The sequence below is a fragment of the Oxalobacteraceae bacterium OTU3CAMAD1 genome (assembly GCA_024123915.1).
GTDB lineage: Bacteria > Pseudomonadota > Gammaproteobacteria > Burkholderiales > Burkholderiaceae_D > Rugamonas.
Genome location: CP099650.1, coordinates 2,043,143 through 2,068,238 on the forward strand (window position 1 = coordinate 2,043,143; position 25,096 = coordinate 2,068,238).

The following is a 25,096-nucleotide window of genomic DNA, read 5'->3' on the forward strand; positions in this document are numbered from 1 at the left end:
TACTTACCTGTCAACTGCTGCTTACTGGATGATAAACGACGTGAACAGCACATCGATGATGTCCTGCTTGTCGCCGCGATGTTCGAACGGTTCCGACAACTGCTCGGTGATTTCCTTGGACAGTTGGACCTTGCCCTCGGGCGTGTTGATGTCGGCGGCTTTTTTGCTCGACAGTAGCAGCAACACGCGGTTGCGCACCTTGGCCATATTCTTCTTGAGGTTGTCCGCCTCTTCCAGGCTGCCCACCTCCAGCGTGAACGCCAGTTGCAAATACTGGTCGGTGCCGGCTTCACCGGGCTGCAGGTTGACGGTGAACGGCTCGACCGGAATGTACTCCGACGGTCCGGCCTTTTTTGCCGACTTTTTCTTGACCGGCTTCTCGTCTTCCTCGTGCGCCTCTTCCTTGCCGTGCATGAAGAACCAGGCCGCGCCGCCGCCGGCCGCGCCGAGCAACAGCACCACCGCGACGATGATGATGATCAGTTTTTTGCTGCCGCCGCCCGCAGGCGCTTCAACTTTCTGATCAGCTTTCACTTTTGGATTCGCTTTCAAAATTACCCTTGCCTTTGCCCGTATGGGACGAATGGATCATTTCGCCATTATGTCATTATCGGTTGTGCCTGCGCGGTTGGAAATGCCGAAAAGAACGGTGATCCAGTGGCTGCTTGACGCTTCCATAGTTGAACCGACAACAAAACCGGGAGGGCCGCGTTGCCGTTTCCGGCACGCCGCCCGCCGCCCGCCGCCGTTCAGGCGAAGGTGTCGACCGCGCCTGCCGGCACGCGCCGCGCCGGGGGGCCGGCGCGCGCGGCGTCGCCGCCGTCGTCGCCACGGCCGGCAAGACCGCTGCCGCCGGCGCGTCCGCCGCGCTGGCCGTTGTTATCGTTTTGCATAGACGTGGCTTGCTGGTTGAAACCGTTGTTCTGGTCCGACATTCCGGCCGAGACCGTCGCGCTGCCGAGCTGGATGCCGGCCTCGCTCATCATTTCGCGCAGCTTCGGCAGCGCCGCCTCGAGCGCCTGGCGCACTTCCGGCTGGGCCGAGCTGAAGGCGGCGGTGGCCTGGTCCTTGTTCACGCTCAGCACGACCTGCAGCGGACCGAGGTCCGGCGGATTCAATTCCATGGTGGCGCTTTGTTCGCCGCCTGCGGCCATGAAGATGACTTTCTGGCCCAGCTGCTGGTCCCATGCCTGGGTGCCGACGCGGCTGGTGAGCTTGTCCGTCGGCGCGGCGACGGCCGCCTTGGCGGTCTCCAGCGCCGCCTGCGCGGTCGGCGCGATGGCGGCCGTCGCCGTCTCGCTCGGCACAGGCAAAGATTCGGCACTTGCGGCACTGGCGGCGCCGGCACGCGGCGCGGCGGCGGCCAGCGCGGCGTCCGATTGATGTTGCTGGGCTTGCTGTGACTGGGTCAGTTGCTGCTGGAAGTCGGCGGCCGGCGCGGCCTTGCCGGTGGCGGCCGCGTCGGCGGTGGTCGCCGTCGTGTCTTTCAATACGGCGGTGGCGTCGGCCTTGTCGTCCACGCTGGCCGCACCCGGGACATTGGTGGTGGCGGTGAGGTTGGACAAGGCGCTGGCAGGTACCGGGGTCAGCTTGCCGGCCGCGTTGGCGGCATCGGCGGCGGCCTTGGCTCCTGCTGCGGCCGCTGCGGCGTCGGCCACCGCCTGCGCTGTGGCGCCGGCGTTGGTCAGCGCGGCCTTGAAGTCGGCGGCGGCGTCGGCGCCGGCGCCGGCCTTGGCGGCCAGCAGGGCGGCGTCGTCGAGCGCGGCGGTGTCGGCGGCGGTGAGTGTCGGATCGGCATCGGCGGCGGTATCGGCGCCGATGGCGGCATCGGCTGCTTTGGCGGCGGCCAGTTCGGCGGCGAGGGCGGCCGCTTCGGCGGCAAGCGCGGCGGCGCTGGCGCCGGTGTTGCCGCCTATCGCGGCCGAGGCATCGTTGCCGGCCCTGGCGGCCGGGGCGGGCGGTTGATTGAACGCCGCCACCAGTGCCAGCATATCGGCCACCGGATCGGCCGACTTGGCGGCCTCGGCGTCGCTGGTCGCGCTGTCGCTGGCGCCATCGGTGCCGCTGTCGGCAGTGCTGGTTTTAGCGGGAGCGGTCGGCGCGGCAGCCGTTGTCGTTTCACCGCGCACGGCCGACTGCGCGGCTTTGTCGGCCGCGTCGGCTTGCTGGTTCTGTGGCTGCGCCGGTTTGGCCGGCACGGTTGGTTTCGGCGCCGACGGGCGCGACGCCGGCGCCGGGCGGTCCGGCGTCTTGGCGATCATATTCGTGTTGTTGGCCTGGCGTTGATCCATCTCGCGCGACAGCGCCTTCTTGAACGCGTTGTTGTCGCCGCCCGCGCCCAGGTTCAGGTTGGCCTTGGGTGCCGAGACCGCGTTGGCGTTCAGCGTCGGAAGTTGGAGATTGGTGGTTTGCATGATCGCGCCGTGTCGGTAGGGTTCGGGTCAACGCTTGTAATAAGCTTGTCGTGCTGCGTGTTCGTCCATCTGCTTCTGGTCGCGCTTGTTTTCCAGCTTGAGCGCCTCGGCGTCCGCCCGCTCGTTGAGGGTGGAGTAGGACATGCGCTTGCGCTCTGCGGTCTGCCACGCGGCTTTTTCCTGGTCGGCGCGGTATTCGGCGTGCCGTATCATCTCCAGCTGGCCCTTGACGGCCACGTCCAGCTTCTCCATGAAGGCCTGGAAATTGCGGTAGGCCATGGGCGTGATGCCGGCCGCCTGCGCCTCCTCGAAGCGTTTGACGTACTCGTCGCGGTAGCCGACCAGCATCTGGTGCTTTTGCGTGGCTTCGTCCACCGCTTTCAGGGACGCGCCGAGCCGCTTGGCCGCATCGTCGGTTTCCCGGCGGGCCAGGTCGATCAATGTTTCAAGTTGCGCTTTGGATGCCATAGTGAATCAATTATAGGTGGCGGCGTACCGCGTCCATCAGTCGAACAGAGAGGTAAGTTGGCCCAAACTCTCGTCCATGGTGACCCGTTCGGTGATTTGTTGCTGAAGAAAGTTTTCTATCCGATCGTGCAGCACGATAGCCTGGTCCAATACCGGGTCGGTGCCGGGCGCGTAGGCGCCCACGCTGATCAGGTCGCGGCTGCGCTCGTAGCGGGAAAACAACTGTTTCAGGTGGCGCGCGCGCTGCTGGTGCTCGTGCGTGGTGATCGAGTGCATGGCGCGGCTGATCGACTGTTCGATGTCGATGGCCGGGTAGTGGCCCGACTCGGCCAGGCGGCGGTTGAGCACGATGTGGCCGTCCAAAATTGCGCGCGCCGAATCGGCGATCGGGTCCTGTTGATCGTCGCCCTCGGTCAGCACGGTGTAGAAGGCGGTGATCGAGCCGCCGCCGACCTCGCCGTTGCCGGCCCGTTCGACCAGCACCGGCAGCTTGGCGAACACCGACGGCGGATAGCCCTTGGTGGCCGGCGGTTCGCCGATGGCCAGTGCGATCTCCCGTTGCGCCATGGCGTAGCGGGTCAGCGAATCCATGATCAGCAGCACGTTCTGACCCTTGTCGCGGAAGTGCTCGGCGATGGCGGTGGCGTAGGCCGCGCCTTGCAGGCGCATCAGCGGCGGCGTGTCGGCCGGGGCGGCCACGACGACAGAGCGGGCCAGGCCCTCGGGCCCGAGAATCTGCTCGATGAATTCTTTTACCTCGCGTCCGCGTTCGCCGATCAGGCCGACGACGATGACGTCGGCCTCGGTGTAGCGCGCCATCATGCCCAGCAGGACGGATTTACCGACGCCGGAGCCCGCGAACAGGCCCATGCGCTGGCCGCGTCCGACGGTGAGCATGGCGTTGATCGAGCGCACGCCGACGTCGAGCGTGTCGACGATGGGCGCGCGGCCGAGCGGGTTGGCGGGTCGGGTGTTGATCGGCGCGCTGTCGGAGGCGTTGAGCGGGCCGAGGTTGTCGAGCACGCGGCCGGCGCCGTCGAGCACGCGGCCCAGCAACTCCGGCCCGACCGGCAGGTGGCGCGCGCGGTCGCTGGGACGGCGGCGCGGATGGGCCACGGTGCCCGGTTTCGGAATCGCCGGTTCGACCGGGAACACGCGGGTGCCGGGCACCACGCCCTCGACATCGCTTTGCGGCATCAGGAACAATCGGTCGCCCTCGAAGCCGACCACTTCCGCCTCGATCTTGCCGCCGCCGGGCAGCGGCACGGTGCAGGCGGCGCCGACGGCCAGGCGCAGGCCGACCGCCTCCATGACCAGGCCGGCGACGCGGGTGACGCGGCCGGAGATCTGCATCGGTTCGACGAAGCCGACCAGCGCGCCGCAGTCGCCAAGGTAAGACTTCCAGCGGCCGGCGTGCGGGCTGGGGGCTTGGGCGTCGTCGGGTTTTTTGTCGCGGGCGGCGTTCATGTCAGTCCAGCCAATCCACTTCCTTGCCCAGCGCATGGCTCAGGCGTTGCCAGCGCGCGGCGGCGGTGGCGTCGATCTGGTTGCTGGCGGTATCGACCTTGCAGCCGCCGCGACCGACGTTTGTATCCTCGATCACGCGCCAGCCGCCCTTGTCGAGCTCCTCGCCGATGGCGGCGCGCACGCTGACGGCGTCGTCCGGATGCAGGTGCAACTGCGCCGGCTGTTGCAGCGCCGGCAGGTAATCGATGGCGTCGCGCACGATCGGCAAGATCAATTCCGGCTTGACCTGCAGCGCGTTCTTGAGCATGCCCTTGGCCAGTTGCAGCGCCAGGTCCAGCACGTCGTTGGCGATCAGCTGGTCGGCGTCGCGCAGCGCGCCGCTGAAGCCGTCGGCCAGCGCGCGCATCTGTTGCAGTTCTTCCTTAGTGGCGATTTCGCCGGCGGCAAGGGCGTCGGCGTGGCCGGCCGCGCGGCCTTCTTCGTAGCCGGATTGGCGCGCTTCTTCACGGATGTTTTCGAGTTCTTCGACGGTGGGGTATTCGAGCGGCGGCGGCAGCGGAGGGCCGATCTCGACCAGTTCCTGCTGCTCCAACAGCGCCTCGTGCACGCGCTGCTCGGCCTCGACGCGGGCGTGCTCGGCGTTGCGTTCGCGCTGCTCGGCGTCGCGCAGCGCCACCACGCTCGGGCGCTCGTCGCCGAACGAGCGCATCTCCCAGCGCTGGAATGCGGTTTGCTGCTCTTTGGGCAAATTAGACAAACGAATCCTCGCCTTTGCCGCCTAACACGATCTGGCCTTCGTCGGCCAGGCGGCGCACGATCTGCAAAATCTGCTTCTGCTGGGTTTCCACTTCGGACAGGCGCACCGGGCCTTTCGATTCCAGGTCTTCGCGCATCATCTCGCTGGCGCGCGCCGACATGTTCTTGAAGATCTTGTCGCGCAATTCCTGCGACGCGCCCTTGAGTGCGATGATCAGCATCTCCGACTGCACTTCGCGCAGCAGCAATTGGATGCCACGGTCGTCGATATCGATCAGGTTGTCGAACACGAACATCTCGTCCATGATCTTCTGCGCCATGTCGTTGTCGTAGTTCTTGATGTTGTCCATCACAGAACCTTCCTGCTCACCGCTCATAAAGTTGAGGATCTCGGCGGCCGTGCGCACGCCGCCCAGCGACGATTTCTTGATGTTTTCGTTACCGGACAACAGCTTGGTCAGCACGTCGTTCAGCTCGCGTAGCGCGGCCGGCTGCACGCCGTCCAGGGTGGCGATGCGCAGCACGGCGTCGTTGCGCAGGCGGTCGGTGAAGTGGCTCAAAATTTCGCACGCCTGGTCGCGCTCCAGGTGGACCAGGATGGTGGCGATGATCTGCGGGTGCTCGTTGCGGATCAGCTCGGCGACGGACTGCGAATCCATCCACTTCAGCGATTCGATGCCGGAGGCGTCCTTGCCGCCCAGGATGCGCGACAGCAGCACCGAGGCCTTGTCGTCGCCCAGCGCCTTGGTCAGCACCTGGCGGATGTACTCGTCCGAGTCGAGGCCGACCGTGGAGGCGGCCGCGACCATCTCGCGGAAGTTGTCCAGGGTGCCGACGACTTCCTCGTGCGGCACGTTCTTCATGGTCGCCATGGCCGCGCCGAGTTTGAGCACTTCGCGCGGGCCGAGGTATTTCATCACTTCGGCCGCTTCGCTCTCGCCCATCGCCAGCATCAGGATGGCGGCTTTTTGGAGTCCGGTATTCTCAGTCATTTGCGCCTATCCATTCCTTGATGACGTTGGCAACGATGCGTGGGTCCTCGACGGCGAGCTTCTTCGCCATCGCCAGATTTTCGCGGTAAGTCTTGACGGTGTTCTCTTCCATCTTGCGCAGTTCTTCCTCGGCGATGAGGGCCTCGTCGGGGCCTTCCTCGACGACTTCCTCCGGCTCTTCCGGCTCCGGCTCCGGCGCGTTGATCTCGTCGATCTTCTTGAAGACCGGACGCATCATCGGACGCACGATGCGCAGCACGATGTACAGCAGGATCAGCGCGGTGATCAGGAACTTGGCCAGGTCCTTGGCCATCGGCAGGTTGGCCGGATCGCGCCACCAGTCGAGCGCCGGCTCGAACGGACGGTCGACGCCGTCGAACGGCGAGTTGGCCACGCTGACGGCGTCGCCCCGGTCCTGGTTGTAACCCATCGCCTGCTTGACCAGATCGTTGATCTTGGCCATCTCTTCCGGAGTATAGGCTTTAATGGTGACTTTGCCGTCCTTGTCGACCAGGCGTTTGTAATTGACCACAACGGCCACCGTCATGCGGCGCAGGCCGCCCATGCCGCGCGTCTCGTAGCGCACGGTCTTGTCGACTTCGTAATTGGTAGTCGATTCCTTGTGTTTCGGTCCGGTTGCGTTGGCGTTGACGCCGCCCGGCGGCGTGCCCGGCGCCGGCGCGTTGGGGCCGTTGGCGACAGCCTGGTCGAGCGGTGCGGTGGCGGTGCCCGGCGGCTGGTTCGACAGCGCGCCCGGAATGCCGCCCGGATTGGCGTTGGCGTCGCCGCTGGTTTCGCTGCTTTGCTGGCTACGGATGGCCGACGCCGCCGGCGGCGAGTTCGGCTTGTAGGTTTCGGCGGCTTGTTCGACCTTGGAGAAATCGACGTCGGCGGTCGCCTCGGCGCGCACATTGCCCTCGCCGACGATGGGAACGATGATCGATTCGACTTGCTTGATGACCTGCAGCTGCATGTCCTTGACATACTTGAGCTGGGTTTCATCCATGTTCTTGGCGTTCAGGCCGCCACTGCCGTTCTTGTTCTGGTCCGAGATCAGGTTACCGGCCTGGTCGACCACGGTGACGTTGGCCGGCATCAGTTCCGGCACGCTGGAAGCGACCAGGTGGACGATGGCGGCGGTCTGGGCCGGGTCGAGCATGCGGTTCGGGTGCAGGGTCAGCAGGACCGAAGCGGTCGGCTTTTGCTGGTCGCGCACGAACACGGACGGCTTCGGCAGCGCCAGGTGGACGCGGGCGTTCTCGACGGCGGCCAAGGACTGGATCGAGCGCGCCAGCTCGCCTTCGAGCGCGCGCTGGTAGTTGACCTGTTCGAGGAACTGGGACACGCCCAGTTTCTGGTTTTCCATCAGCTCGAAGCCGACGTTGCCGCCCTTGGGCAAGCCTTGCGCGGCCAGTTTCAGGCGGGCGTCGTGGACTTGCTCGGTCGGCACCAGGATGGCGCCGCCGTTTTCCGAGAACTTGTGCTTGATGTTCAGCTTGTCCAGCTCGGCGGTGATGGCGCCGCCGTCGCGGTCGGTGAAATTGGAGAACAGCACGCCGTAATCGGGCGGTTTGTTCCACATGTACAGGCCGATGAGCACCGCCACGATCGCGGCGGCGGCCGCCGCGCGCATGAAGTTGCGGCCCATCGGGGTCCGGATAAAGGGCAGCCGTTCCGCACCGTCGTCGCCGGGTGCTGGCGGGGCTGCTGTGTCGTTGTCGATTGCTTCGGCTGCGGCCATGATGGTTGGGTTCCGGGTAACTGGGTCTGAAATGGGGGAGGGCAGAACAGATTATTGCTTGTCGTCCGGAAATTTAATGCTTGGAATAGAGCGCCCTTTACCGTCCTGCTCGTCCATGTGCTGTTGCGCCGGGCTTGGTATTCTGGCAGGACTGATAGAGCCGTTCCGTATTGTAACGCCGGGCTCGGCCATGTCGTCGAATTTGTTTCGCGACAGCAACAGATAGGAGTATTCAAATGAAAACAGGTGGCATCGACAGCAGCCAGATCCAGGCCATGATCGCCCAGTTGAAGGCGCACGCCACGCGCCCGAGCCTGACGCCGCCGGTGATCCAGACCGAGGCGCCGGCCGTACCGAAGGCGCAGTTCTCGGACGCCTTGGAAAAGTCGCTGGCGGCGGTCAACGCCAGCCAGGTCAAGGCGGCCGACATGGGCAAGCGCTTCGCCATGGGCGACGACAGCGTCAGCCTGTCGGACACGATGATCGCCATGCAAAAGGCCAGTATTAACTTCCAGGCAACGATTCAGGTGCGCAACAAGCTCGTATCGTCGTACCACGAAATCATGAATATGCAAGTCTAACCCCGTAACCCCGGGGTCAGGTCCGACATTCGGACATTGCGGAACTCTCTTGATGGTAAAAGGTTCGGCGTCCGACTTGGTTTGTCCGAATGTCGGACCTGACCCCGCTGTTGTTAGTCCCGACTACCACAATTTTGTTGTTATTCCTGGTGTCGGGCGCGTTGGTTGGAGAGATAAATGTTGTCGCGCTTGAGGGACTGGTCTTCCTGCACGGCTTTTACCCAGTCGGCGGTGCTAGCAACCGCCGCGAAGTTCGAATGGAACACCGTGCTGTAGACCCGGTGTATTTCCTCAGCACTGGCTTTGCCCGCCGCGTTTTTGTAGGGCAGCGAGCCGGTCGCATCGGCCAGAAACTCCACCGTCAGACCGTCGTGCGCCGCGTGGTAGATGGTCGCCGCGTCGCAGTTGTGCGTCATGTAGCCGGCGATCGTCAGGGTGTCGATCCGCTTGTCCTTCAGCCATTGCGCCAGGTCGGTGCCGGCGAACACGCTCGAGGCTTGCTTGTGGATGTGGTGGTCTGCGTGGCGGCCTGCCACGCCCGGGTGCAACTGCCACGCCGGGGAGCCGACGGCGAACACCGGGGACACGGCGGGCGCGTCGTGCTGGACCGTGATCACCGGGATCCCTGCCGCCGTGGCGCTGTCCATCGCCAAGGTGATATTGGGCAGCGAGGTCGACACTGGCGGGAACTCTATCGGCAACTGGCCTGTGAAATATTCGTTTTGCACGTCGATGACGAGCAGGGCGCGGCGCGGGGTGGTGGACATGGTGGATTCCTTTGGAGGTGGATGATGAGTCCATTGTCGATCCATCCGGCGCCCCCAGCCAGTGGCCCGAAGGCACCGTTGCGGTATAATCGGGCCATGAATACCACCGACCGGCCCATCAGCGTCGCCGTGATCGCCTACGACGGCATCACGCCTTTCCATCTGTCCGTGCCGTGCCTGGTGTTCGAAGCGGGCCAGGACATCGGGCAGGCGGGCTTCGACGTGCGTGTCTGCGCGGCCGACGGCACGCCGCTGCGCACCTCCGCCGGCTTCGCCATCGCCACCGACTACGACCTGCGCGCGCTCGACGACGCCGATATCGTCATCATGCCTTCGTGGCACAACGATTGCCGGGCCGCGCCGCCCGCGCTGCTGGAGGCCCTGCGTACGGCCCATGCGCGCGGCGCCCGCGTGGTGGGGCTGTGCCTGGGGGCGTTTCCGCTGGCCGAGGCAGGTCTGCTGGACGGCAAAACCGCGACCACCCACTGGCAATTCGCCGCCGCGCTGGCCGCGCGCCATCCGCGCATCGCCATCGATCCCGACGTGCTGTATGTCGATGCCGGCCAGGTGCTGACGTCGGCGGGTGTCGCCGCCGGCCTCGATTGCTGTTTGCATCTGCTGCGCCAGCTACGCGGCGCCGATGCCGCCAACCGCGTGGCCCGCCAACTGGTGATCGCGCCGCACCGGCAGGGCGGGCAGGCGCAGTTCATCGAACGGCCGTTGCCCGTGTCCAGCAGCGACGGCCGCTTCGCCGACGTGCTGGAGTGGGTCACGCAGCGTCTGGAGCAGCCCCACAGCATCGACGCGCTGGCGGAACGCGCCGCCATGAGCCGGCGCAACTTCACGCGCCATTTCCGGCAAGCCACCGGCACCTCGTTCAAGCAGTGGCTGCTGGGCCAGCGGCTGGCGCACGCGCAATGGATGCTCGAAAGCGGCGACGCGTCGATCGAGGTGGTGGCGCAGGAGGCGGGATTCGGTTCGGCGTTGTCGTTGCGACAGCATTTCCGCGCGGTGTTGCAGACGTCGCCGTCGGCCTACCGTGGTGCTTACCGCCGCTGACCCGCCGCCGACAGTGACTACATCATGCCCGCGATGCGGGCGTTGCGTTCGCGTTCGAGCTTGGTGATGTAGCGCTGCACGTAGGACAGGGTGCTGCGCTGGATGTTGACGAACTCGCAGCCGAGGCGGCGATTGGTCTTGTTGTTGAGCAGGGTCAGGTCGAGCGAGTTGCGCACCTGCAGCGCTGTGGTGACTTGCCCGATCTCCGGCAGGTCGATGCGGCAGTTCGGGTACTCTTTGCCGATGGCGTCGCCCAGGATCATTTTGTTGTCCAGGATGGCGATGCCGCCGCAGCTGATGTCGGCCAGCGGGAAGGTGGTGATGCCGCCCAGTTCCTCGGGCAGCGTGACGACCACACGCACCGGATTGGTCACCGGCGTGGCGATGCGGTAGTACTCGCGCCGCTGCAGGCGGATCAGGGTCGGGGGAATGGCGATCTTGAAGGCCGGATTGCCTTCGAACACGGTCGCTTCGACTCTTTCGGCAGCGAACAGGATGCGTACCTTGTCGAGCGTGGTTTCGAACGACAAGCCTTGCGCGGCCTGGATGCGCTTGTTTTGCTCGGGGTCGATCGAGGTGTCGAGCACGACCGTGTCGAGCTGGTCGTCGACGTCAAGGATGGAAGTGACGCAAACGTCGGACTCGCCCTGGATCAGCATGCGGATCAGCTGGTTTTTCTCACCGATGCCACGCAGCAGGGAGACGATCTCCTTGCGTGACTCGATTTCATAGTCATGCCAGTTTTCCAATTCGACATCCTGAAAGTGTGGATACATCTGGGCCGGCGTCAAATTTCGGTGAGTGGGAGGCTGGTGTCCGGCGCTTCGGGAAGCGGCAAACCGGACTTTTGCGCTGATTCAATATGATATAGCCATGCCAATAGTTCCGCAATCGTCCTATAGAGCGTGGGCGGAATTTGTTGATCTAAATCCACATCCATGAGCAAAGAAACAAGTTCCTTGGACTCGTGGATGAACACGCCAGCCTCCTTGGCGACGCCGATGATCTGCTCGGCCACCAGCCCGCGTCCCTTGGCCACGACCTTGGGCGCCGGGGCGCCATCCTGGTAGGCCAGGGCCACCGCCTGCTGCAACGGCCGGCGCGGGGTGTCATCCGCCATCGCCGCCTCCGCTATCCTGTGTGATCAGCAGCGACGACAGCGGCGCCCCGGCCGCCTCCATCGCCTGTTCCAGCCGGCCGGCGTGGATGCGCAGAGTGTCGGCGGCGTCGTCGCTGCCGGCCTGCACCTGGATGTGGACTTGGCCGCCGACCAGGGTGACCGAGGCCGACACCTCGCCCAGCAGCGGGAAGCGGAAGCGCACGCCGCTGCGCCAGATCTGTTCCTGCGTCTCGTCGCCCGCGCCACCGTCCTGCTTGTCTTTTTCGCGCTGTTCGCGGCGCACGTCCCACTGCATCGGCTGGCCCGGCCACGCCTCGCCCTGCCACTGCACGCGGCCCTGCTCGTGGGTGTGCAGTTGCTGGTTGATCATCTGGGCGGCCGTCAGGTCGGGGCCATTGGCGGCCGCGCGCGCGGCCGCCTGATCGCCGCCTTGCGCCATGCGTTGCATCTGCGGTTCGCGCATCAGATCGGGCAAGGTGCGCTCCCCCTTGACCCATTCCGTCACATGGGATTCGTAGAACAGGCCGCTCTTGGAGATGGTGTCCTGCAGCTTCTGCGCCAGCGCGTCGGTGGCCGGCAGGCTGTTGCCGAACAGCGCAGTCTTGCCGATCAGCGCCAGTTGCGCCACTTGGCCGCTTTGGGCCGTCGTCAGCACGGTGGTCAGCACGCGGGCGGTGTTGCTCAAGGTCGATTGTGGCGTGGTGTGGTCGAGTTCGGGCAGTTCGCTGGACGGTGTCAATGGCGCCTTGCCCAGCAAGGTGGCCGCCAGGCTCTGCGGCTTGACGGCGTCGGCGGGCAGCGGCGTGCCGGCGGCTGATGCGGCTGATGCCGCTTGTGCGGCGGCGGGCTGGCCGGCGGCGGCCGCTAGTGGGCGTCCCGCCGGTCCGGCCGCTGCGGCGTCGGCGGGTTTCCCCTGCGCTGCGGCGGCCTGGGCCGCCTCGGCACCGGGCCGTGCCACCGCCGGCTGCGTGCCTGGCTGGGCGGCGGGAGCGCCGGGCGCGACACCGGGGCGCGCCTGGCCGGGAAGGGCGTCCGGGTCGGCGGCGGCGCCGGTTTCAGCTTGGGCCGGCTGGCCGGGCACGGTGGCGGCCGGCGGACGGCCGGTGCCGGCGGGCTGGCCGGCCGCTTGCTGGGACGGCAGTGACGGCGAATATAGGGCTTCGCCGCCATCGGCGGCGGCGCCTTCGCTGTAGACCACGGCGGGGGAGGCGCCGGGGGTGCCCGTGCCGAGCTGGAAAGTCGGACGGGGGGAGGCGGTTAGCACCGTCAACGGCACTTGGTCGCCGACGTTGACGCCGGGCGGCAACATCATCCGCACCGCGTTGTCGGCCACCTTGACCAGCGAGCTGCCGTCGTTGAAGCGGGACATGACCTCGGCCGTCACCGACTTGCCCACCATGGTCTGCATGGCGCGCTGGAAGGCGACCTGGCGCTCGTCGCCGACGGCCGCGCCGGCGCCGATGCCGTCGGCCGGCCGGACGGGCATGACGGCGGCGTCAAAGCGCGGCAACATGACGCCGGCCTGCTTTAAACGCTGCCGTAGGCGCTAACCACGCGCCGTTCCGTGCCGGTCGAGTTGATCAGTTTGGACAATTGCTCCATCCACGGCATCGTCAGATCGCGGATCTGGCGGTCGGCGTTGAGCATCTGGCGTATCAGTTCGATCTTGCGTTCGCGTTCGGCGCCGCGCATCGGCGCCGGCGCCTCTTGCTCGCGCAGCGATTGTACGTGCACGGCCACGCGCTCCTCGAGCAACACCAGCATGTCCCAGTCGCTGCGGGTGGCGGCCTGCACCATCTGCTCGGTCAGGGCGGCCATGGCGGCGTACACGGATAAAATTTCTTGGCTCGTCATCATGGATCAGGCGCTCGCGAGGTTGGGTTGTTTGATGCCGGTGACGGCGGGGGTGTCGGCGATGGCGTTCCAGGCGTCGCGCAACTCGATGAGCAGACGCTGCACTTCCTCCACGATGGCCGGGTCGTTGTTGATGTTGGCCGTCAGCAGGCGTCCGCTCATGTACTCGTACAGTGAGTCGAGCCCCTCGGCGATCTCGCCGCCGGCCTTTTTGTCGAGCGCGGCGCGCAGGCCGCTGTCGATGATCATGATGGCCTTGGAGATCGATTTTCCCTTCTCGGCGATATTGCCACTGCGTATGCCGTTCAACGCCGTGTTCAGCGCCACCAGCGCGCCGTCGAACAGCATGACGATCAGCTTGTGGGGGCTGGCGGCCACAACGCCTGTTTCCATGCCGACTTTGGCATAGGCATGCACGCCAGTTTGTCGAGATCCGAACATATTCTGTCTCCTGTGAAGAAGTTCGCGTTAGCGGTTAGCCGACAAGGCCGCCAATTGTTGCGTCAAAAATGACGTCGTCGTGTTCATATTTGAAATGAGAACATCGAGCGACGAATACTGTTTGCGGTAGCGCGCCTCGATATCGACCAGGCGCACGCTGAAGGCATCGCGCTGCTTGGTGATGTCCTTGACCGTGTCGTTCAGGCCCTTGGTGCGGCTGTTGATCGCGCCGGTGGAGCCCAGGTAGCCGGCCGCCAATGTGTTGAGCTGGTAAGCGTAGCCCTGCGAAAAGCCGAAGCTGCCACGCAAGCCGATCGTGTCGCCGGCCACCGTCAGCTTCAACCCTTCGATCGGCGCGCCAGCCGCGCCGGTGAGTGTTTGGCCGTCGCCGGTGGCGGTATAGCCGCCGATGGTGCCCGCCACGTCCTTGCCGCCGACCGAGGTGGCGCCACCGAAGACGGCGGCGATGTCGCTGCCGGTCGCGTTCGCTACCGTGATATTGGATTTCGAGCCGTAGCGGGTCGATTCGAGTTTCAATTTGCCGTCGTCGCCGATGGTGGCAGCTACCGTGGCACCTGCCGTCGAGAACGCGCTCACCCCGTTGATCGACGACTGCAACATCGTGGCAAGCTGTGTCGGGTTGTAGGATCCGGCCGGGATGGTCACGGTGGCGGTGTTGGCCAGTGTGGCCGGCACCGTGTCGTTGAGCGTGATGGTCCAGGTGGTGTCCGCTTCGATCACGGTCTCGGCCGGCAGCGCGGCGGCGCCTTGCAATACCCCCTTTGTGGCCAGTTGGGTGATATTGACCGGATAGTCGCCCGCCTGCGTCTTGCCGGTGGAGCTGACAAACGTGACATCAGGATCGGTGCTGCGGCCGACGGCGGCGAACAGACCGGCGATGTCGTTATAGTTGCTGTTGATGGCCTTTTGCAGCTTGGCGTTGTCCAGCGCCAGCGTGCCGTCCTTCTGGAACGCGATACCGATTTGGCCCAGATTGGTCAGGCTCGAGCCTTGCAGTCCCGTGATCGAGCTGGACAACTGTTTCCGGATCGAGGCTTGCAAGTTGCGCAGCGTCGAGTCGCCCAGCAGCGGACCGCCGGTCTTGGTCTCGGGATTGTAGCCACCCAAGGTCGTGATCTGTGTGCTCAGTTCGTTGTACGCTTTGACGAAGCCGTTGACCGAATTGGTCAGCGAGGCGGTGTCCTTGCTCACGCTCAAGGTCGAACTGCCCACCTTGAGCACGTTGATCGACACGCCGGCGATGGCCCCGTCGATGCTGGTGCCGGCGCTGGTGATGGCGATACCGTTGACCGTGCCCTTGGTATCGGAGGCGGCGGCCTTCTGGCTGAGGTTTTGCACGCCGGCCGGGTCATAGCCGAGCAGGCTCACCAGCGCAGGGTCGGGCGGTTCGCCACCGGAGCCGGCCAGCGTGATTTTCATCGTCGAGCTCTGGCCGGTGGCGGTCGATTCCAGGACCAGGCGGTTGGGGGTGGCGTCGGGGCCGGTCGAACCGTCCTTGACGATGGTCGCCGTGACGCCAAATCCGCCCTTGTTGATGGCATCCATGATGCCCTGCAGCGTATTGTTGGAGCTGTCGATGACGATGTTGCCGCTGGTGCGGTCCGAGTCGGCCGCGAAGGTGCCGCCCATGTAGGCGCCGCCGGTGCCGGCCGTCAGTCCGGCGCCGGCCGGATTGGTGCCGCCCACGGTGATTGGGCTGCCATCGGCCGACACCAGGGTGATCGCCCCCACGGCGGTGATGTTCGAGCCGATGTTGGCCGCGCCACTGTTGCCTATGCCGCCCGTGACGGTGCCCGACACCGCTTCGGCGATGGCGATATTGCTGCCGTCGGCGTTGGTGAATTGCAAGGTGCCGTCGGCGGCGCTGCCGGTGTAGGTAATGTTGGCGTCGGCCAGCGCCCGCGCGGTGGCCGTGTTGCCGGCCAGCGCGGCGTCGATCGAGGCGGCAGTCACGCCCGCGCCGCCGGCCACGCCGTCGGCCTGGAGCGCGATCTCCACCCCGCCGACCGACAGCGAATAGGTGCCGCCGCCACTGGTGTTGACATTGCCGAAGCTCGAGGCGCCGGCGACACCGAACAGGGTGGCGCTGGTGACGGTAGCCGAGGCCTTGGCCGACACGCCGGTGGTGGTGCTCTTGGCGTTGATGGCGTCGGCCAGCAGGCGCGCGCTGCGCGTGGTGCCGTCGGTGGCGATGGCGGTGTTGTTGATGCTCAGCGCACCCGGGGTGAGACCGCCACTGCTCAGGCTGGCGCCAAGCGCGGTGCCGGTGATGCCGAAGGTGCCGCCACTGGCGGTGCCGAGCGAAAAGTTGATGGTGGTTTTGGCGCCCACGCCGATGGCGGCGGTGGTCGATTTATAGCCGCCCGAGGCCAGCGTCTGCGCTTGGGCGATCTGGGTGATGTTGACGCGGTACGAGCCCGCCTTGGCGGCGCTAGTCGCGCTGGCGGTGAATATCGACGGGTCGCCCGGGGCCGTGCTCATCGTTTGGAAGCCGCTTAGGGAGGACAGGCCCGACAGCGCGGACTGGAAGGTGCTCAAGGCGCTCGACAGGTTGCCGAAAGCCGACACCTGCCCCAGATAGCTGGCAGACTTCTTGTCGAACTGGGCCAGTGGCGCCGATTCCGCCACCATCAGTTTGCTAATGATGTCGTTGACGGGAAGAGCCGAGCCGATGCCGGGTGATGAGATAGCCACAATGCGCTCCTAAGTAAAGCAATAATATAAGACAATATCGGCAGAATCAAACCGGACTTGAGAGGGGAGATTACCGGCCTGTTCAGGCAAAGCGGGAAAAACAGGCGGCAGCGCCGCGTCGGCGGGCGCCAACCATGTCGGCGCGAGGGGGAATGCTGGACATTGCCTCTAGGAAGCATGCCTGAAAAAAAGAAAAAGCGGCGCGCGCTCGGCGCGGCCGCTTCATGCGGTTTGCTGGATCAGCAAGCCGGCTGTGCTGGATTTCGATTCCAGCGCCTTGGCAATTTCCAGCGCTTCCGGGGTCGGAATCTGGCGCAACACTTCCTTGGTGGTCTGGTCGATCACCTTGACGACGGTGCGCTTGCTGTCATTGTCGATGGAGAACTCCAGGCCTTGCGACTTGTCCTGGGACGCCTTGTTAAGCTGCGACACGGCCTCTTTGAGCTGCTCGGCGCTCGGCACGTTGGCCGGACCCTTGACGGCGCTGGCGGTTTCGACGGTGGTGGCCGGCGCGCGCGGGGCGCCCAGCGACGTTGCGGCATCGCTGGCGACGGCAGCGCGATCGGCTTGGCGGGCCGAAGTGGCGGAGCCTATGGTATCGATAGTCATGATACTTTCCTTTACGAAAAATCCCCGGCTGACGAAAATCAGCCGGGGAACCTAGTCAGAGCGACTGTACGACGTCAACTCATCCCCGGATCTTAACCACGCAGCAGCGACAGCACGCCGTTCGGCAGCGAGTTGGCCTGGGCCAGCATCGCGGTACCAGCCTGTTGCAGAATCTGACCACGGGTCAGGGTTGCCGTTTCCGCAGCGAAGTCGGTATCCTGAATCCGGCTACGCGAAGCGGACAGGTTTTCCGTCGTCGTGTTCAGGTTAGCGATGGTCGAGGCGAAACGGTTCTGGATCGCACCGAGCGCGGCGCGGTTGCTGTTGATCTGGTTCAGCGCCGAGTCGATCGTCGACAGAGCGGCGTTCGAACCGGCCACCGTGCTGACGTCGATCTTCGACACCGACTGCAGTTCCGAACCAGCCGACGTGGCAACGATGTCGGTGCCGGTCGAGGCCAAGGTGAAGCCGCTATCCGACGAGAACTTCAGGCTGCCGCCCACGGTCGCTTGCGCGCCATTGGTCGTAGCGCCGGCGCCGATCGTCGAGACGTTGCCTTCGACCGCAGCGGTTGCGCCGCTGGCTGGTTTGTCTGCGCCACGCAGCGATGCGCCGGACAGCGAATCGACATTGGTGCCCGAGACCACGTTGGTGTTGGTGATCTGAATGTCTGCGCCGGACGAGTTCGACAGTTGGACTTCCTTGAAACCAGTCGTCGCATTGGTCTTGATCGAGGCGCTGACGCCGGTGGTGCCGACTTGGGCGTTGATCGCCTGTGCCAGGGCCGACAGGTCGCCGCCTTTGACGTTGGCCGAGATGGTGACGGCGGTTGAATTGGCGTCGTTCTCGACCGAGTTGTCGCCACGCAGTTGGAACTGGATGGAACCGTCGGCGATCTTGGCGCCAGCGGCGCCGGCGATGGTGGCGGTGGTGCTTGCCTCGGCTTTGACGCCGCTCGAATTGGACAGCGCATTGACGCTGGCAGCAATCTTCTTGGCGCTTTGGCCGGCTTCGACTTTGACGACGGTGCTGGTGCCCGTGCCCGACGTGAACGTCATATCCTGCTGGGCGATCACGTTGGCGCCCGTGGTGGTCGATGCCGACGAGTTAGTGGCGGTGCCGTCCATGACCGATTTGAGCGTGTTGTTGCCGATATCGGTGGCGCGGGCCGATTGCACGCCAACGTTGATGGTTTGGTTGGCGTTGGCGCCGACTTGGAACTGAGCCGAGGTCAGCGAGCCGTCCAGCACGTTCTGGCCGTTGAACTGCGTGGTGTTGGCAACGCGGTCCAGCTCTTGCGACAGGGCCGATACTTCGTTCTGGATCGATTTGCGGTCGGAATCGGAGTTGGTGCCGTTGGCGGACTGGACAGCCAGTTCGCGGATACGTTGCAGCAGATCGCCAGCAGTGCTCAAGCCACCCTCGGCCGTTTGAGCCAGCGAGATACCGTCGTTGGCGTTACGCGCAGCCTGTTGGTTACCGCGAATCTGCGACGAGAAGCGCTCGGAAATGGCCAGACCGGCGGCATCGTCCTTGGCGCTGTTGATGCGCAGGCCGGAAGACAGACGTTGCAACGAGGTCGACAGGGACGCTTGCGAGGTGCTCAGGTTACGTTGCGAGTTCAGCGATGCGATGTTGCTATTGATGACTTGTGCCATGATGTTTCTCCAGATTACTTCGATTTGGGCTAGATGCTCATTTCACTTTGGTCTGTCTCCACGTTCCGAGACAATCAAACCGCTGTTGTAATGATTAACGGTTGCCCTATGGGAAGCTTTAGGGTGGGAAACAGCAGGATATTTTCATTTTCCACCCTCAAGTTCGTCCCGTGTGCCCGCTTAAACGACCGCGAAACCAGAATCTTTAGGGCCAAAATAATTATTTTTCACCCTGTTTTAGATGAAAAAAAACCCGGCGAAGGCCGGGCTGGAGGTTTTTTGACGGGCACCGCCGCCCGTTCGTGGTTGAATCAACCACTATTCTGCGGTCACCACCCGGTTCTTCCCGGTCTGTTTGGCAGTGTACATCGCTTTGTCGGCCCGCTTGACCAGTTCGGTCTGCTCCTCGTTGGGGCGGCGCAGCGCCACCCCGGCCGAGAACGTGATCAAGACCTTCTCGTTATCGTGCAGGAAGAAGTGCTTGGTCAGCTCGCGCTGCAGGCGGGTCATCGTGGTGGCGGCCGCCTCGACCGAGGTTTCGGGCATCAGGATCAGGAATTCCTCGCCGCCGAAGCGGGCGATCACGTCCATCGAACGCAGGGTGTCCTTGACGATCTTGACCAGGTGCTTCAACGCCGCGTCGCCGGCGATGTGGCCGTAGGTGTCGTTGAGCTTTTTAAAATCGTCCAGGTCGAGGATGGCGATGCACAGCGGCGTGCCGCGACGGTCGGCGCGGGCGGTTTCGCGCTCGAAGACGTCGTCCAGGCCACGGCGGTTGAGGCTGCCGGTCAGTTGGTCTTCGCGCACCAGTTCGCTCAAATGCTGCAGCTTGGCTTCGAGCGCGTGGATGCGCGTCTCGGCGTCCTGCACCTCCTGGCGCGCCAATACCATCTTGTCGCGCGCCTTGAGGGCTTCGCTCTGCACCAGGCGGGTTTCCTTGAGCACCTCGTCGAGGATGCTGTTGAGCTCGGAGATATTGTCGGCCTTGCTGATCTTTTCCGAATAGCCGCCGATTTTCTCGTGGAAGTCGCCGGTCGAGGCGGCGACCTGGCTCAGGCGGTCGATAAAGGTCATCATCATGTTCTTGACGGTGAGCTTGACGTCCGACAGGCTGTGCTTGAGCTGGCCCTGCTTATAGATGACTTCTTTGAGGCTGCGCGTGGCTTCCTCCAGCGCGCGCACGTCGAGCGGGCCGGCGATCAGGTTCTGCACCGATTCGATCTGGCCGCGCAGCCAGCTGTCGTCGTCGAGCAGCTCGCTGACGTTCTCCAGCAGCAGCTTGAACAGGCGCAGCAGCAATTCCTGCTGCTCGCCGCTGTCGCCGCCGCGCAGTTCGATCTGGAAGCACAATTGTTTCAGGCGCAGGCCGATCTCGGAGAGCGCCTCCTCGCTGTGGGCCAGCTTGGTGGCCGCGCCCAGCGATTCGGCCTCGGCCACGAGCACGGGCGCGCCGCTCAGCAGCGAGGCGACGGCGAAGGTCAGGGTGCGGCTCAGCAGGTCGCGCAGTACGCGGCTCTGGTCGTCGTCGGTGTCGACGCCGGCGATCTCGATGCCTTTTTTGGCGACGAAATGGCGCTCGACCAGCTGCGACAGCGTCTTGGCGTAGCCTTCCCAGTCGCGCGTCTTGACGGCGCGGTTGAAGCGGCGGCCGAAGTCGGCCAGGTCGCCAGTGTTTTCGGTCAGGCGGGTGGCGAACTGGCTCAGCACAGATTCCGGGCCGGGATCGACGCTGCCAAGCGGTGCCTGGGCGGCCGGGGTCGCGGCGGCGGCCGGCTCGGTGATGCCGGCGATCTCGTTATAGATATCCCGGTACGCTTCCGGCGTCGGCGCGATGCGCCGCACGGCCAGGCGCTTGAACGCCTCGCGCGCGATGTCGGCCGGATTCTGCTCGGGAGTGGATGGTTTGGACATATATGACACGCGGCCTTTTAAAAGGTTTTCTGATTACACCATGATAAGACCGTGTGCCGCATTACCATGCCCGGATAAGGGGGCGGAAGATGCCTTTCATCAGGGCATTAAATATGTGTAATCCGTCAACCATGCCTTGGTGCGCAGCCAGTGGTTCAGCTTATCGATCAGCCACTATCTTACCCGCGCCGCAGGGGCGACCGCGTCCGATTACTCGATCAGTTGGTTTTTGATCGCATAGTGCGTCAATTCGGCACTATTCTTCAGTTTCATCTTGACCAGCAGGCGCGCGCGGTATTCGCTCACGGTCTTGACCGACAGCGACAGTTCCTTGGCGATCATGCCCACCGTCTTGCCGGAGGCGATCATCGTCAGGGTCTGGTATTCGCGGTCCGACAGGGTGTCGTGGGGCGGCGCCTCGTGGTCCTCGCCGACGTGGTTGGCCAGCTCCTGCGCCAAGGCCGGGCTGATATATTTGAGGCCGCCGGCCACCTGGCGGATCGCCGTCACCAGCTCGCGCGGCGCGCTTTGTTTGGTCAGGTAGCCGGACGCGCCGGCCTTGAGCGAGCGGATCGCGTACTGGTCCTCTCGGTGCATCGACAGCATCAGCACCGCCAGCTCCGGCTTTTCCTTCTTGATCTGCTTGAGCACCTCGATGCCGCTGCGGTCCGGCATCGAAATGTCGAGCAGCATCACCTGGCACTCGGACTTGCGGAACAACTTGACGGCGTCGAGGCCGTTCTCGGCCTCGCCCGCCACCACGATGTCGCGCGTCTCCGCCAGGATTTGTTTCAAGCCCTCCCGCACGATGGCGTGGTCGTCGGCGATGAAGACCTTGATGATGGCTTTCTCTGTCATTATTGTTTTCTTTACGTTTGCGCGATGCCCGCTGTGACATTATTTCACAGTGGTAACGTTTTCTCCAGCTATTGTAGTGCCGGCCGCAGCCGCAATGAGCGTTTCGCGCGCGGTCTCTTGTTTAATCTTGATGGCAACAACAGTTCCGCCCCCGGCGGCGTGGCTCAGCGTCAACGTTCCGCCCAGGGCGCGGGCCCGTTCGGCCATGCCGCGCAGCCCGAACGAGGCCGCCTTGGCGCGGTCCGCCTGGCGGATGCCGCGGCCGTCGTCGGTGATTTTGAGCGACACGTGGTGCCGCAACCGCGCCAGCTTGACCGTCACCCGCGTGGCGTTGGCGTGCTTGGCGATGTTGGTCAGCGCCTCCTGGGCGATGCGGAACAGCGCCGTGGCCTGGTCGTTGTCGAGCGCGATGTCGCGCTGGTTGGCGCAGAAGGTGCTCGGCACCCCGGCCTGTTTTTCGAACTCCTTGACCTGCCATTCGAGCGCCGCCACCAGCCCAAGGTCGAGCAGGGCGGGGCGCAGGTCCAGCGAAATGCGGTGCACTGCGTCGATGGTGCGGTCGACCAGCGCGTCGACGTAGTCGGTTTTTTCGCGCAGCGCCGGATCGGCGTCGTCGAGGCGGGCCGCCAGCATGGCCAGCGCCATCTTGATCGCGGTCAGGTTGCCGCCCAGCTCATCGTGGATTTCGCGGGCGATGCGGGTGCGCTCCTGTTCCTTGACGCGGTCGGTGTGGGCGCTCAGCTCGGCCAGCCGGGCGCGCGACTGGCGCACTTCCATCTGCTCCAGTTTGCTTTCGGTGATGTTGGTCATCATGCCGTCCCAGCGCACGTCGCCGCCGGGCAGCGCGTGCGGCGTGGCGCGCAGGTTGATCCATTTGACGTCTTTCCAGGCGTCGACCCAGATGCGGCCCTCCCAGTTCCAGCTCCACATCGCCGACGCCGACGCCTGCATGGCGTCGCGGTAGGCGCGGCGGTCGTCGGGCAGGATCAGGTCGAGGAAGCGGCCGGGCTCGGCGTGCAGCTCGGGCGCCGTCACGCCCAGCAGGGCCAGGCAGCCGTCGCTCAGGTAGGGGAAGGAGACGGTGCCGTCGGCGTGCAACACGAACTGGTAGACCAGGCCGGGCGTGTTGGAGACGATGGCGTCAAAGCGGGCGCGCACCTCGGCCAGCTCGGCCGCCAGCGCTGCGCTGTCGTTGGGATTGTCGGATGGTGCGTTCATTGGTAGGCCGTCGATCATGGTGTCGGTGTAAGGCGCGTCAGCGCGCGCGGAAACGTTTTAGCAGGCGGCGGAAGCGCGCCGTCCAGCTGCCGGGCGCCGGCATGGGCAGGGCCTGCCGCCAGCGCCGGAACCTGGCCGCCACGGCATCGACCCGGCGCCAGGCGGCGGTGGCGCGCAGGGTTGCTATCCAGCGCTGCTTTAAATCCAGGAACCAGTGCAACAGCCGGGCGAACCAGAGGATGGTCAGCAGCACCGGCCGCGTGAGCAGGTACAGCCGCGCCACGGCCGCCGCGCCGATGATCTTGGCCGCGACGATGACGATCAAGCCGGTCAGCGCGTGGCCGTTTCCCATCGCCCACAGCGCCAGCAGCTTGACGGGAAACAGCAGCACCGCCGGCAGCGCGAACAACACCAGCGCCGCGTACGGCCCAAGGCGGCAGATCCACGCCTCGAGCCGGTGCAGCGGCGGCCACGCGGTCAGTCTTGCCATCAAGCGCGCGCCAAGCGTCCACAGCCAGTCTTCCAGCAGCAGCAACACGGCGGCGAGATACACCAGCGGCGCGAACAGTCTGCGTGCGTATCGTCGGAAGGGTTTCATTGTTTGTTATGTTGTTCCTCTGACAGCATGATACGTGAAAGCATCGCCGGCGCGGGGAATGTCGTCACGCGTGCGGTGCGGCGGGGCGTGGCGGGGGTGACAGGGGTTACAATGACCCGCATGAATAAAGCATTTGTCAAAGAATCGGACGGGGACGACGACGAGGAAGCCGCCGCGCTGGCGCTGGCCATCCCGGCCGGGTCGAAGAACTACATCACGCCGGCGGGCTATCAGCGCATCAAGGATGAGCTGCTGCAGCTGATCGACGTCGACCGGCCGGAGGTGGTGCGCATCGTGCACTGGGCGGCGTCGAACGGCGACCGCTCCGAGAACGGCGACTATATCTACGGCAAGCGGCGCCTGCGCGAGATCGACCGGCGCATCCGTTTCCTCACCAAGCGCATGGATTCGGCGGCCATCGTCGACCCCAGCGTGCACCATGGCAGCGACCAGATCTTCTTCGGCGCCACGGTCACCTATTGCAACCAGAACGACGAGACGCGCACGATCACCATCGTCGGCATCGACGAGCTCGATCCACTGAATGGCAAGATCAGCTGGGTGGCGCCGGTGGCGCGCGCGCTGACCAAGGCGCGCGAGGGGGATGTCATCACCTTCCAGGCGCCGCATGGGGTGGAGGAGCTTGAGATTATGGAGGTGAGTTATCCGGCGCCCACTGCTGATTAGATTGCAGGCCAAATTCATAGTCATTTCAATAGCATTGCGATCGGTGGAATCGGCCAAGCTGGCCCCGGCTACCCTGTTTTATCGATACCATGTGGCGTCGGCGTCAGCTTTCGACTAGTCGTTGTTGTCCTGTGGAAGCAAGCGGCTGGAAAGCCGCTACAATGCCAAAATGAACATGGCAATTGTTAAAAATTCGCACCACATGCATCACGAGGGGGCGCTTGGGATCGCCCGCCAAGTGGTCAGGCGCGGGCTGGCGGTGGTGGCGATGCTGGCGCTGTTCTGCTCCCCGCTGCACGCGGCCGTGGTCGATTCTTATACGATAGACTACAACTTCAGCCGGCCCAATTACCGAGACCGTTATACCTTGCAGGTGTTGCGGGCGGCGTTGCAGGCCTCCAGCGCCAAATACGGCCCATACGAGCTCAGCATTTCCCCGCTGGTCATGGAGCGCGACCGCCTAATGCTGGAAATGGTCCGGGGCGAGTTGGTGAACCTGAGCGCGCAAATCTCGTCGCTGGAATGGGAGCGCAAGCTGATACCCATCCGGATTCCGATCGACAAGGGACTGTCCAGCTACCGGATCTCGCTGATCGACGGCCGCCGCCAGGCGCAGTTCAGCGCGATCACCAGTTTGTCGCAGTTGAAGGCTTTATCGATGGGCGCAGGGCGACAATGGAGCTCGACGGCGGTTTTCAGCATCGCCGGCTTCGATGTAGTGCATGGCAACTCGACCGATGGCTTGCATAGCATGCTGGCGGCGAACCGGTTCGTCCATTTCCCGCGCGGGGTGGAGGAGGTGGTCTACGAGCACGAGGGCCATGTGGCGGCGTTCCCGGCGCTGGCCATCGAAAGCGGGATGGCCATTTATATGCCGTTGCCGCGCTATTTCTTTGTCGCGCCGGGCCACCAGCGACTGGCGCAGCGGCTGGAATACGGCCTGCATTTGCTCATCAATAATGGCAGCTTCGACAAGATGTTTCACCAAGCCTACGATGGCGTGATCGAGAAAGTGGCGCTGCGCAAACGCCGCGTCTTCAAGGTGGACAACCCCCTGCTGTCGCCGGAGACGCCGCTGGCCCACAAGGCGTATTGGTACGACCCGTTCCCTCACAAGTAAGCCGCACCGGATGAGGTCGCGTATTACGCTGAGGACAGCAGGCGGAAGCCGCTACAATGGGA

At 64.6% G+C, this 25,096-nt stretch carries 24 protein-coding genes and 1 pseudogene; 4 read left to right on the plus strand and 21 right to left on the minus strand.

The features are described from left to right. Positions 1-21: 21 nt before the first annotated feature. The 8 genes and pseudogenes from fliL to fliF form a co-directional block, all read right to left on the minus strand. On the minus strand, positions 22-534 hold the full coding sequence (gene fliL / locus NHH88_08705) for a flagellar basal body-associated protein FliL (protein USX15844.1): 513 nt from the start codon (positions 532-534) through the stop codon (positions 22-24). 215 nt (positions 535-749) lie between these two features. Next, on the minus strand, positions 750-1,124 hold the full coding sequence (locus NHH88_08710; GenBank protein ID USX17299.1) for a flagellar hook-length control protein FliK: 375 nt from the start codon (positions 1,122-1,124) through the stop codon (positions 750-752). Between the two features lie 620 nt (positions 1,125-1,744). Beyond that, positions 1,745-1,903 (minus strand): annotated as a pseudogene (locus NHH88_08715) (hemagglutinin). 538 nt (positions 1,904-2,441) lie between these two features. Continuing rightward, positions 2,442-2,882: a flagellar export protein FliJ gene (fliJ, locus tag NHH88_08720; GenBank protein ID USX15845.1), complete on the minus strand. Its 441-nt coding sequence runs from the start codon at positions 2,880-2,882 to the stop codon at positions 2,442-2,444. 36 nt (positions 2,883-2,918) lie between these two features. Further along, positions 2,919-4,349: a flagellar protein export ATPase FliI gene (gene fliI / locus NHH88_08725; GenBank protein ID USX15846.1), complete on the minus strand. Its 1,431-nt coding sequence runs from the start codon at positions 4,347-4,349 to the stop codon at positions 2,919-2,921. A gap of 1 nt (position 4,350) precedes the next feature. After that, positions 4,351-5,106 (minus strand): flagellar assembly protein FliH, encoded by a 756-nt coding sequence (locus NHH88_08730; protein ID USX15847.1) that lies wholly within the window; start codon positions 5,104-5,106, stop codon positions 4,351-4,353. Next, the gene (gene fliG / locus NHH88_08735; GenBank protein USX15848.1) at positions 5,099-6,097 is read right to left on the minus strand and encodes a flagellar motor switch protein FliG; all 999 of its coding nucleotides are present in this window, start codon (positions 6,095-6,097) and stop codon (positions 5,099-5,101) included. Before fliG ends, NHH88_08730 begins: the two co-directional genes overlap by 8 nt. Then, positions 6,090-7,838 carry a flagellar M-ring protein FliF gene (gene fliF / locus NHH88_08740; GenBank protein ID USX15849.1) on the minus strand — a complete coding sequence of 583 codons (1,749 nt, stop codon included), beginning with the start codon at positions 7,836-7,838 and terminating at the stop codon, positions 6,090-6,092. Before fliF ends, fliG begins: the two co-directional genes overlap by 8 nt. Positions 7,839-8,074: 236 nt before the next feature. On the opposite strand from fliF, the gene fliE reads away from it, so the two are divergent. Then, positions 8,075-8,419 (plus strand): flagellar hook-basal body complex protein FliE, encoded by a 345-nt coding sequence (fliE, locus tag NHH88_08745; GenBank protein ID USX15850.1) that lies wholly within the window; start codon positions 8,075-8,077, stop codon positions 8,417-8,419. Positions 8,420-8,559: 140 nt separating this feature from the next. Here the strand turns inward: fliE and NHH88_08750 are convergent, their stop codons facing one another. Continuing rightward, positions 8,560-9,186 (minus strand): cysteine hydrolase, encoded by a 627-nt coding sequence (locus tag NHH88_08750; GenBank protein ID USX15851.1) that lies wholly within the window; start codon positions 9,184-9,186, stop codon positions 8,560-8,562. Positions 9,187-9,282: 96 nt separating this feature from the next. On the opposite strand from NHH88_08750, the gene NHH88_08755 reads away from it, so the two are divergent. After that, positions 9,283-10,245: a helix-turn-helix domain-containing protein gene (locus tag NHH88_08755; protein USX15852.1), complete on the plus strand. Its 963-nt coding sequence runs from the start codon at positions 9,283-9,285 to the stop codon at positions 10,243-10,245. Between the two features lie 17 nt (positions 10,246-10,262). Here the strand turns inward: NHH88_08755 and NHH88_08760 are convergent, their stop codons facing one another. From NHH88_08760 to NHH88_08815, 12 genes are all read right to left on the minus strand, one after another. Further along, positions 10,263-11,021, minus strand: coding sequence for a flagellar brake protein (locus NHH88_08760; protein ID USX15853.1), 759 nt, complete (start codon positions 11,019-11,021; stop codon positions 10,263-10,265). A gap of 11 nt (positions 11,022-11,032) precedes the next feature. Continuing rightward, positions 11,033-11,365 (minus strand): EscU/YscU/HrcU family type III secretion system export apparatus switch protein, encoded by a 333-nt coding sequence (locus tag NHH88_08765; protein USX15854.1) that lies wholly within the window; start codon positions 11,363-11,365, stop codon positions 11,033-11,035. Further along, positions 11,355-12,878, minus strand: a complete 1,524-nt coding sequence (locus NHH88_08770; protein ID USX15855.1) for a flagellar hook-length control protein FliK — start codon at positions 12,876-12,878, stop codon at positions 11,355-11,357. Before NHH88_08770 ends, NHH88_08765 begins: the two co-directional genes overlap by 11 nt. A gap of 14 nt (positions 12,879-12,892) precedes the next feature. After that, a complete protein-coding gene (locus tag NHH88_08775; protein ID USX15856.1) occupies positions 12,893-13,222 on the minus strand; it encodes a flagellar protein FliT in 330 nt (109 codons plus the stop codon). A 3-nt stretch (positions 13,223-13,225) separates the two neighbouring features. Continuing rightward, a complete protein-coding gene (gene fliS / locus NHH88_08780) occupies positions 13,226-13,660 on the minus strand; it encodes a flagellar export chaperone FliS (GenBank protein USX15857.1) in 435 nt (144 codons plus the stop codon). Between the two features lie 27 nt (positions 13,661-13,687). Continuing rightward, the gene (gene fliD, locus NHH88_08785) at positions 13,688-16,375 is read right to left on the minus strand and encodes a flagellar filament capping protein FliD (protein USX15858.1); all 2,688 of its coding nucleotides are present in this window, start codon (positions 16,373-16,375) and stop codon (positions 13,688-13,690) included. 222 nt (positions 16,376-16,597) lie between these two features. Then, positions 16,598-16,984 (minus strand): flagellar protein FlaG, encoded by a 387-nt coding sequence (locus NHH88_08790; GenBank protein ID USX15859.1) that lies wholly within the window; start codon positions 16,982-16,984, stop codon positions 16,598-16,600. A 92-nt stretch (positions 16,985-17,076) separates the two neighbouring features. Then, positions 17,077-18,642, minus strand: a complete 1,566-nt coding sequence (locus NHH88_08795; GenBank protein USX15860.1) for a flagellin — start codon at positions 18,640-18,642, stop codon at positions 17,077-17,079. A 318-nt stretch (positions 18,643-18,960) separates the two neighbouring features. Further along, positions 18,961-20,553: a diguanylate cyclase gene (locus NHH88_08800; GenBank protein USX15861.1), complete on the minus strand. Its 1,593-nt coding sequence runs from the start codon at positions 20,551-20,553 to the stop codon at positions 18,961-18,963. A 210-nt stretch (positions 20,554-20,763) separates the two neighbouring features. Next, positions 20,764-21,411, minus strand: a complete 648-nt coding sequence (locus tag NHH88_08805; GenBank protein USX15862.1) for a response regulator transcription factor — start codon at positions 21,409-21,411, stop codon at positions 20,764-20,766. 39 nt (positions 21,412-21,450) lie between these two features. Continuing rightward, the gene (locus NHH88_08810; protein USX15863.1) at positions 21,451-22,629 is read right to left on the minus strand and encodes a histidine kinase; all 1,179 of its coding nucleotides are present in this window, start codon (positions 22,627-22,629) and stop codon (positions 21,451-21,453) included. A 37-nt stretch (positions 22,630-22,666) separates the two neighbouring features. Beyond that, positions 22,667-23,227 (minus strand): hypothetical protein, encoded by a 561-nt coding sequence (locus NHH88_08815; protein USX15864.1) that lies wholly within the window; start codon positions 23,225-23,227, stop codon positions 22,667-22,669. A 120-nt stretch (positions 23,228-23,347) separates the two neighbouring features. Here NHH88_08815 and greB point away from each other — a divergent pair, with 120 nt between their 5' ends. Both greB and NHH88_08825 read left to right on the plus strand, forming a co-directional pair. Further along, a complete protein-coding gene (greB, locus tag NHH88_08820; GenBank protein USX15865.1) occupies positions 23,348-23,914 on the plus strand; it encodes a transcription elongation factor GreB in 567 nt (188 codons plus the stop codon). A 175-nt stretch (positions 23,915-24,089) separates the two neighbouring features. Continuing rightward, the gene (locus NHH88_08825; protein ID USX15866.1) at positions 24,090-25,034 is read left to right on the plus strand and encodes a hypothetical protein; all 945 of its coding nucleotides are present in this window, start codon (positions 24,090-24,092) and stop codon (positions 25,032-25,034) included. Positions 25,035-25,096: the final 62 nt, after the last annotated feature.

Coding starts and splice junctions, on each gene's coding strand:
- NHH88_08710 (USX17299.1), bottom strand. CDS start 1,124: ATGGAATTGAATCCGCCGGACCTCGGTCCGCTGCAGGTCGTGCTGAGC.
- fliJ (USX15845.1), bottom strand. CDS start 2,882: ATGGCATCCAAAGCGCAACTTGAAACATTGATCGACCTGGCCCGCCGG.
- fliI (USX15846.1), bottom strand. CDS start 4,349: ATGAACGCCGCCCGCGACAAAAAACCCGACGACGCCCAAGCCCCCAGC.
- fliG (USX15848.1), bottom strand. CDS start 6,097: ATGACTGAGAATACCGGACTCCAAAAAGCCGCCATCCTGATGCTGGCG.
- fliF (USX15849.1), bottom strand. CDS start 7,838: ATGGCCGCAGCCGAAGCAATCGACAACGACACAGCAGCCCCGCCAGCA.
- fliE (USX15850.1), top strand. CDS start 8,075: ATGAAAACAGGTGGCATCGACAGCAGCCAGATCCAGGCCATGATCGCC.
- NHH88_08750 (USX15851.1), bottom strand. CDS start 9,186: ATGTCCACCACCCCGCGCCGCGCCCTGCTCGTCATCGACGTGCAAAAC.
- NHH88_08755 (USX15852.1), top strand. CDS start 9,283: ATGAATACCACCGACCGGCCCATCAGCGTCGCCGTGATCGCCTACGAC.
- NHH88_08760 (USX15853.1), bottom strand. CDS start 11,021: ATGTATCCACACTTTCAGGATGTCGAATTGGAAAACTGGCATGACTAT.
- NHH88_08765 (USX15854.1), bottom strand. CDS start 11,365: ATGGCGGATGACACCCCGCGCCGGCCGTTGCAGCAGGCGGTGGCCCTG.
- NHH88_08770 (USX15855.1), bottom strand. CDS start 12,878: ATGTTGCCGCGCTTTGACGCCGCCGTCATGCCCGTCCGGCCGGCCGAC.
- NHH88_08775 (USX15856.1), bottom strand. CDS start 13,222: ATGATGACGAGCCAAGAAATTTTATCCGTGTACGCCGCCATGGCCGCC.
- fliS (USX15857.1), bottom strand. CDS start 13,660: ATGTTCGGATCTCGACAAACTGGCGTGCATGCCTATGCCAAAGTCGGC.
- NHH88_08790 (USX15859.1), bottom strand. CDS start 16,984: ATGACTATCGATACCATAGGCTCCGCCACTTCGGCCCGCCAAGCCGAT.
- NHH88_08795 (USX15860.1), bottom strand. CDS start 18,642: ATGGCACAAGTCATCAATAGCAACATCGCATCGCTGAACTCGCAACGT.
- NHH88_08800 (USX15861.1), bottom strand. CDS start 20,553: ATGTCCAAACCATCCACTCCCGAGCAGAATCCGGCCGACATCGCGCGC.
- NHH88_08805 (USX15862.1), bottom strand. CDS start 21,411: ATGACAGAGAAAGCCATCATCAAGGTCTTCATCGCCGACGACCACGCC.
- NHH88_08810 (USX15863.1), bottom strand. CDS start 22,629: ATGAACGCACCATCCGACAATCCCAACGACAGCGCAGCGCTGGCGGCC.
- NHH88_08815 (USX15864.1), bottom strand. CDS start 23,227: ATGAAACCCTTCCGACGATACGCACGCAGACTGTTCGCGCCGCTGGTG.
- greB (USX15865.1), top strand. CDS start 23,348: ATGAATAAAGCATTTGTCAAAGAATCGGACGGGGACGACGACGAGGAA.
- NHH88_08825 (USX15866.1), top strand. CDS start 24,090: ATGGCAATTGTTAAAAATTCGCACCACATGCATCACGAGGGGGCGCTT.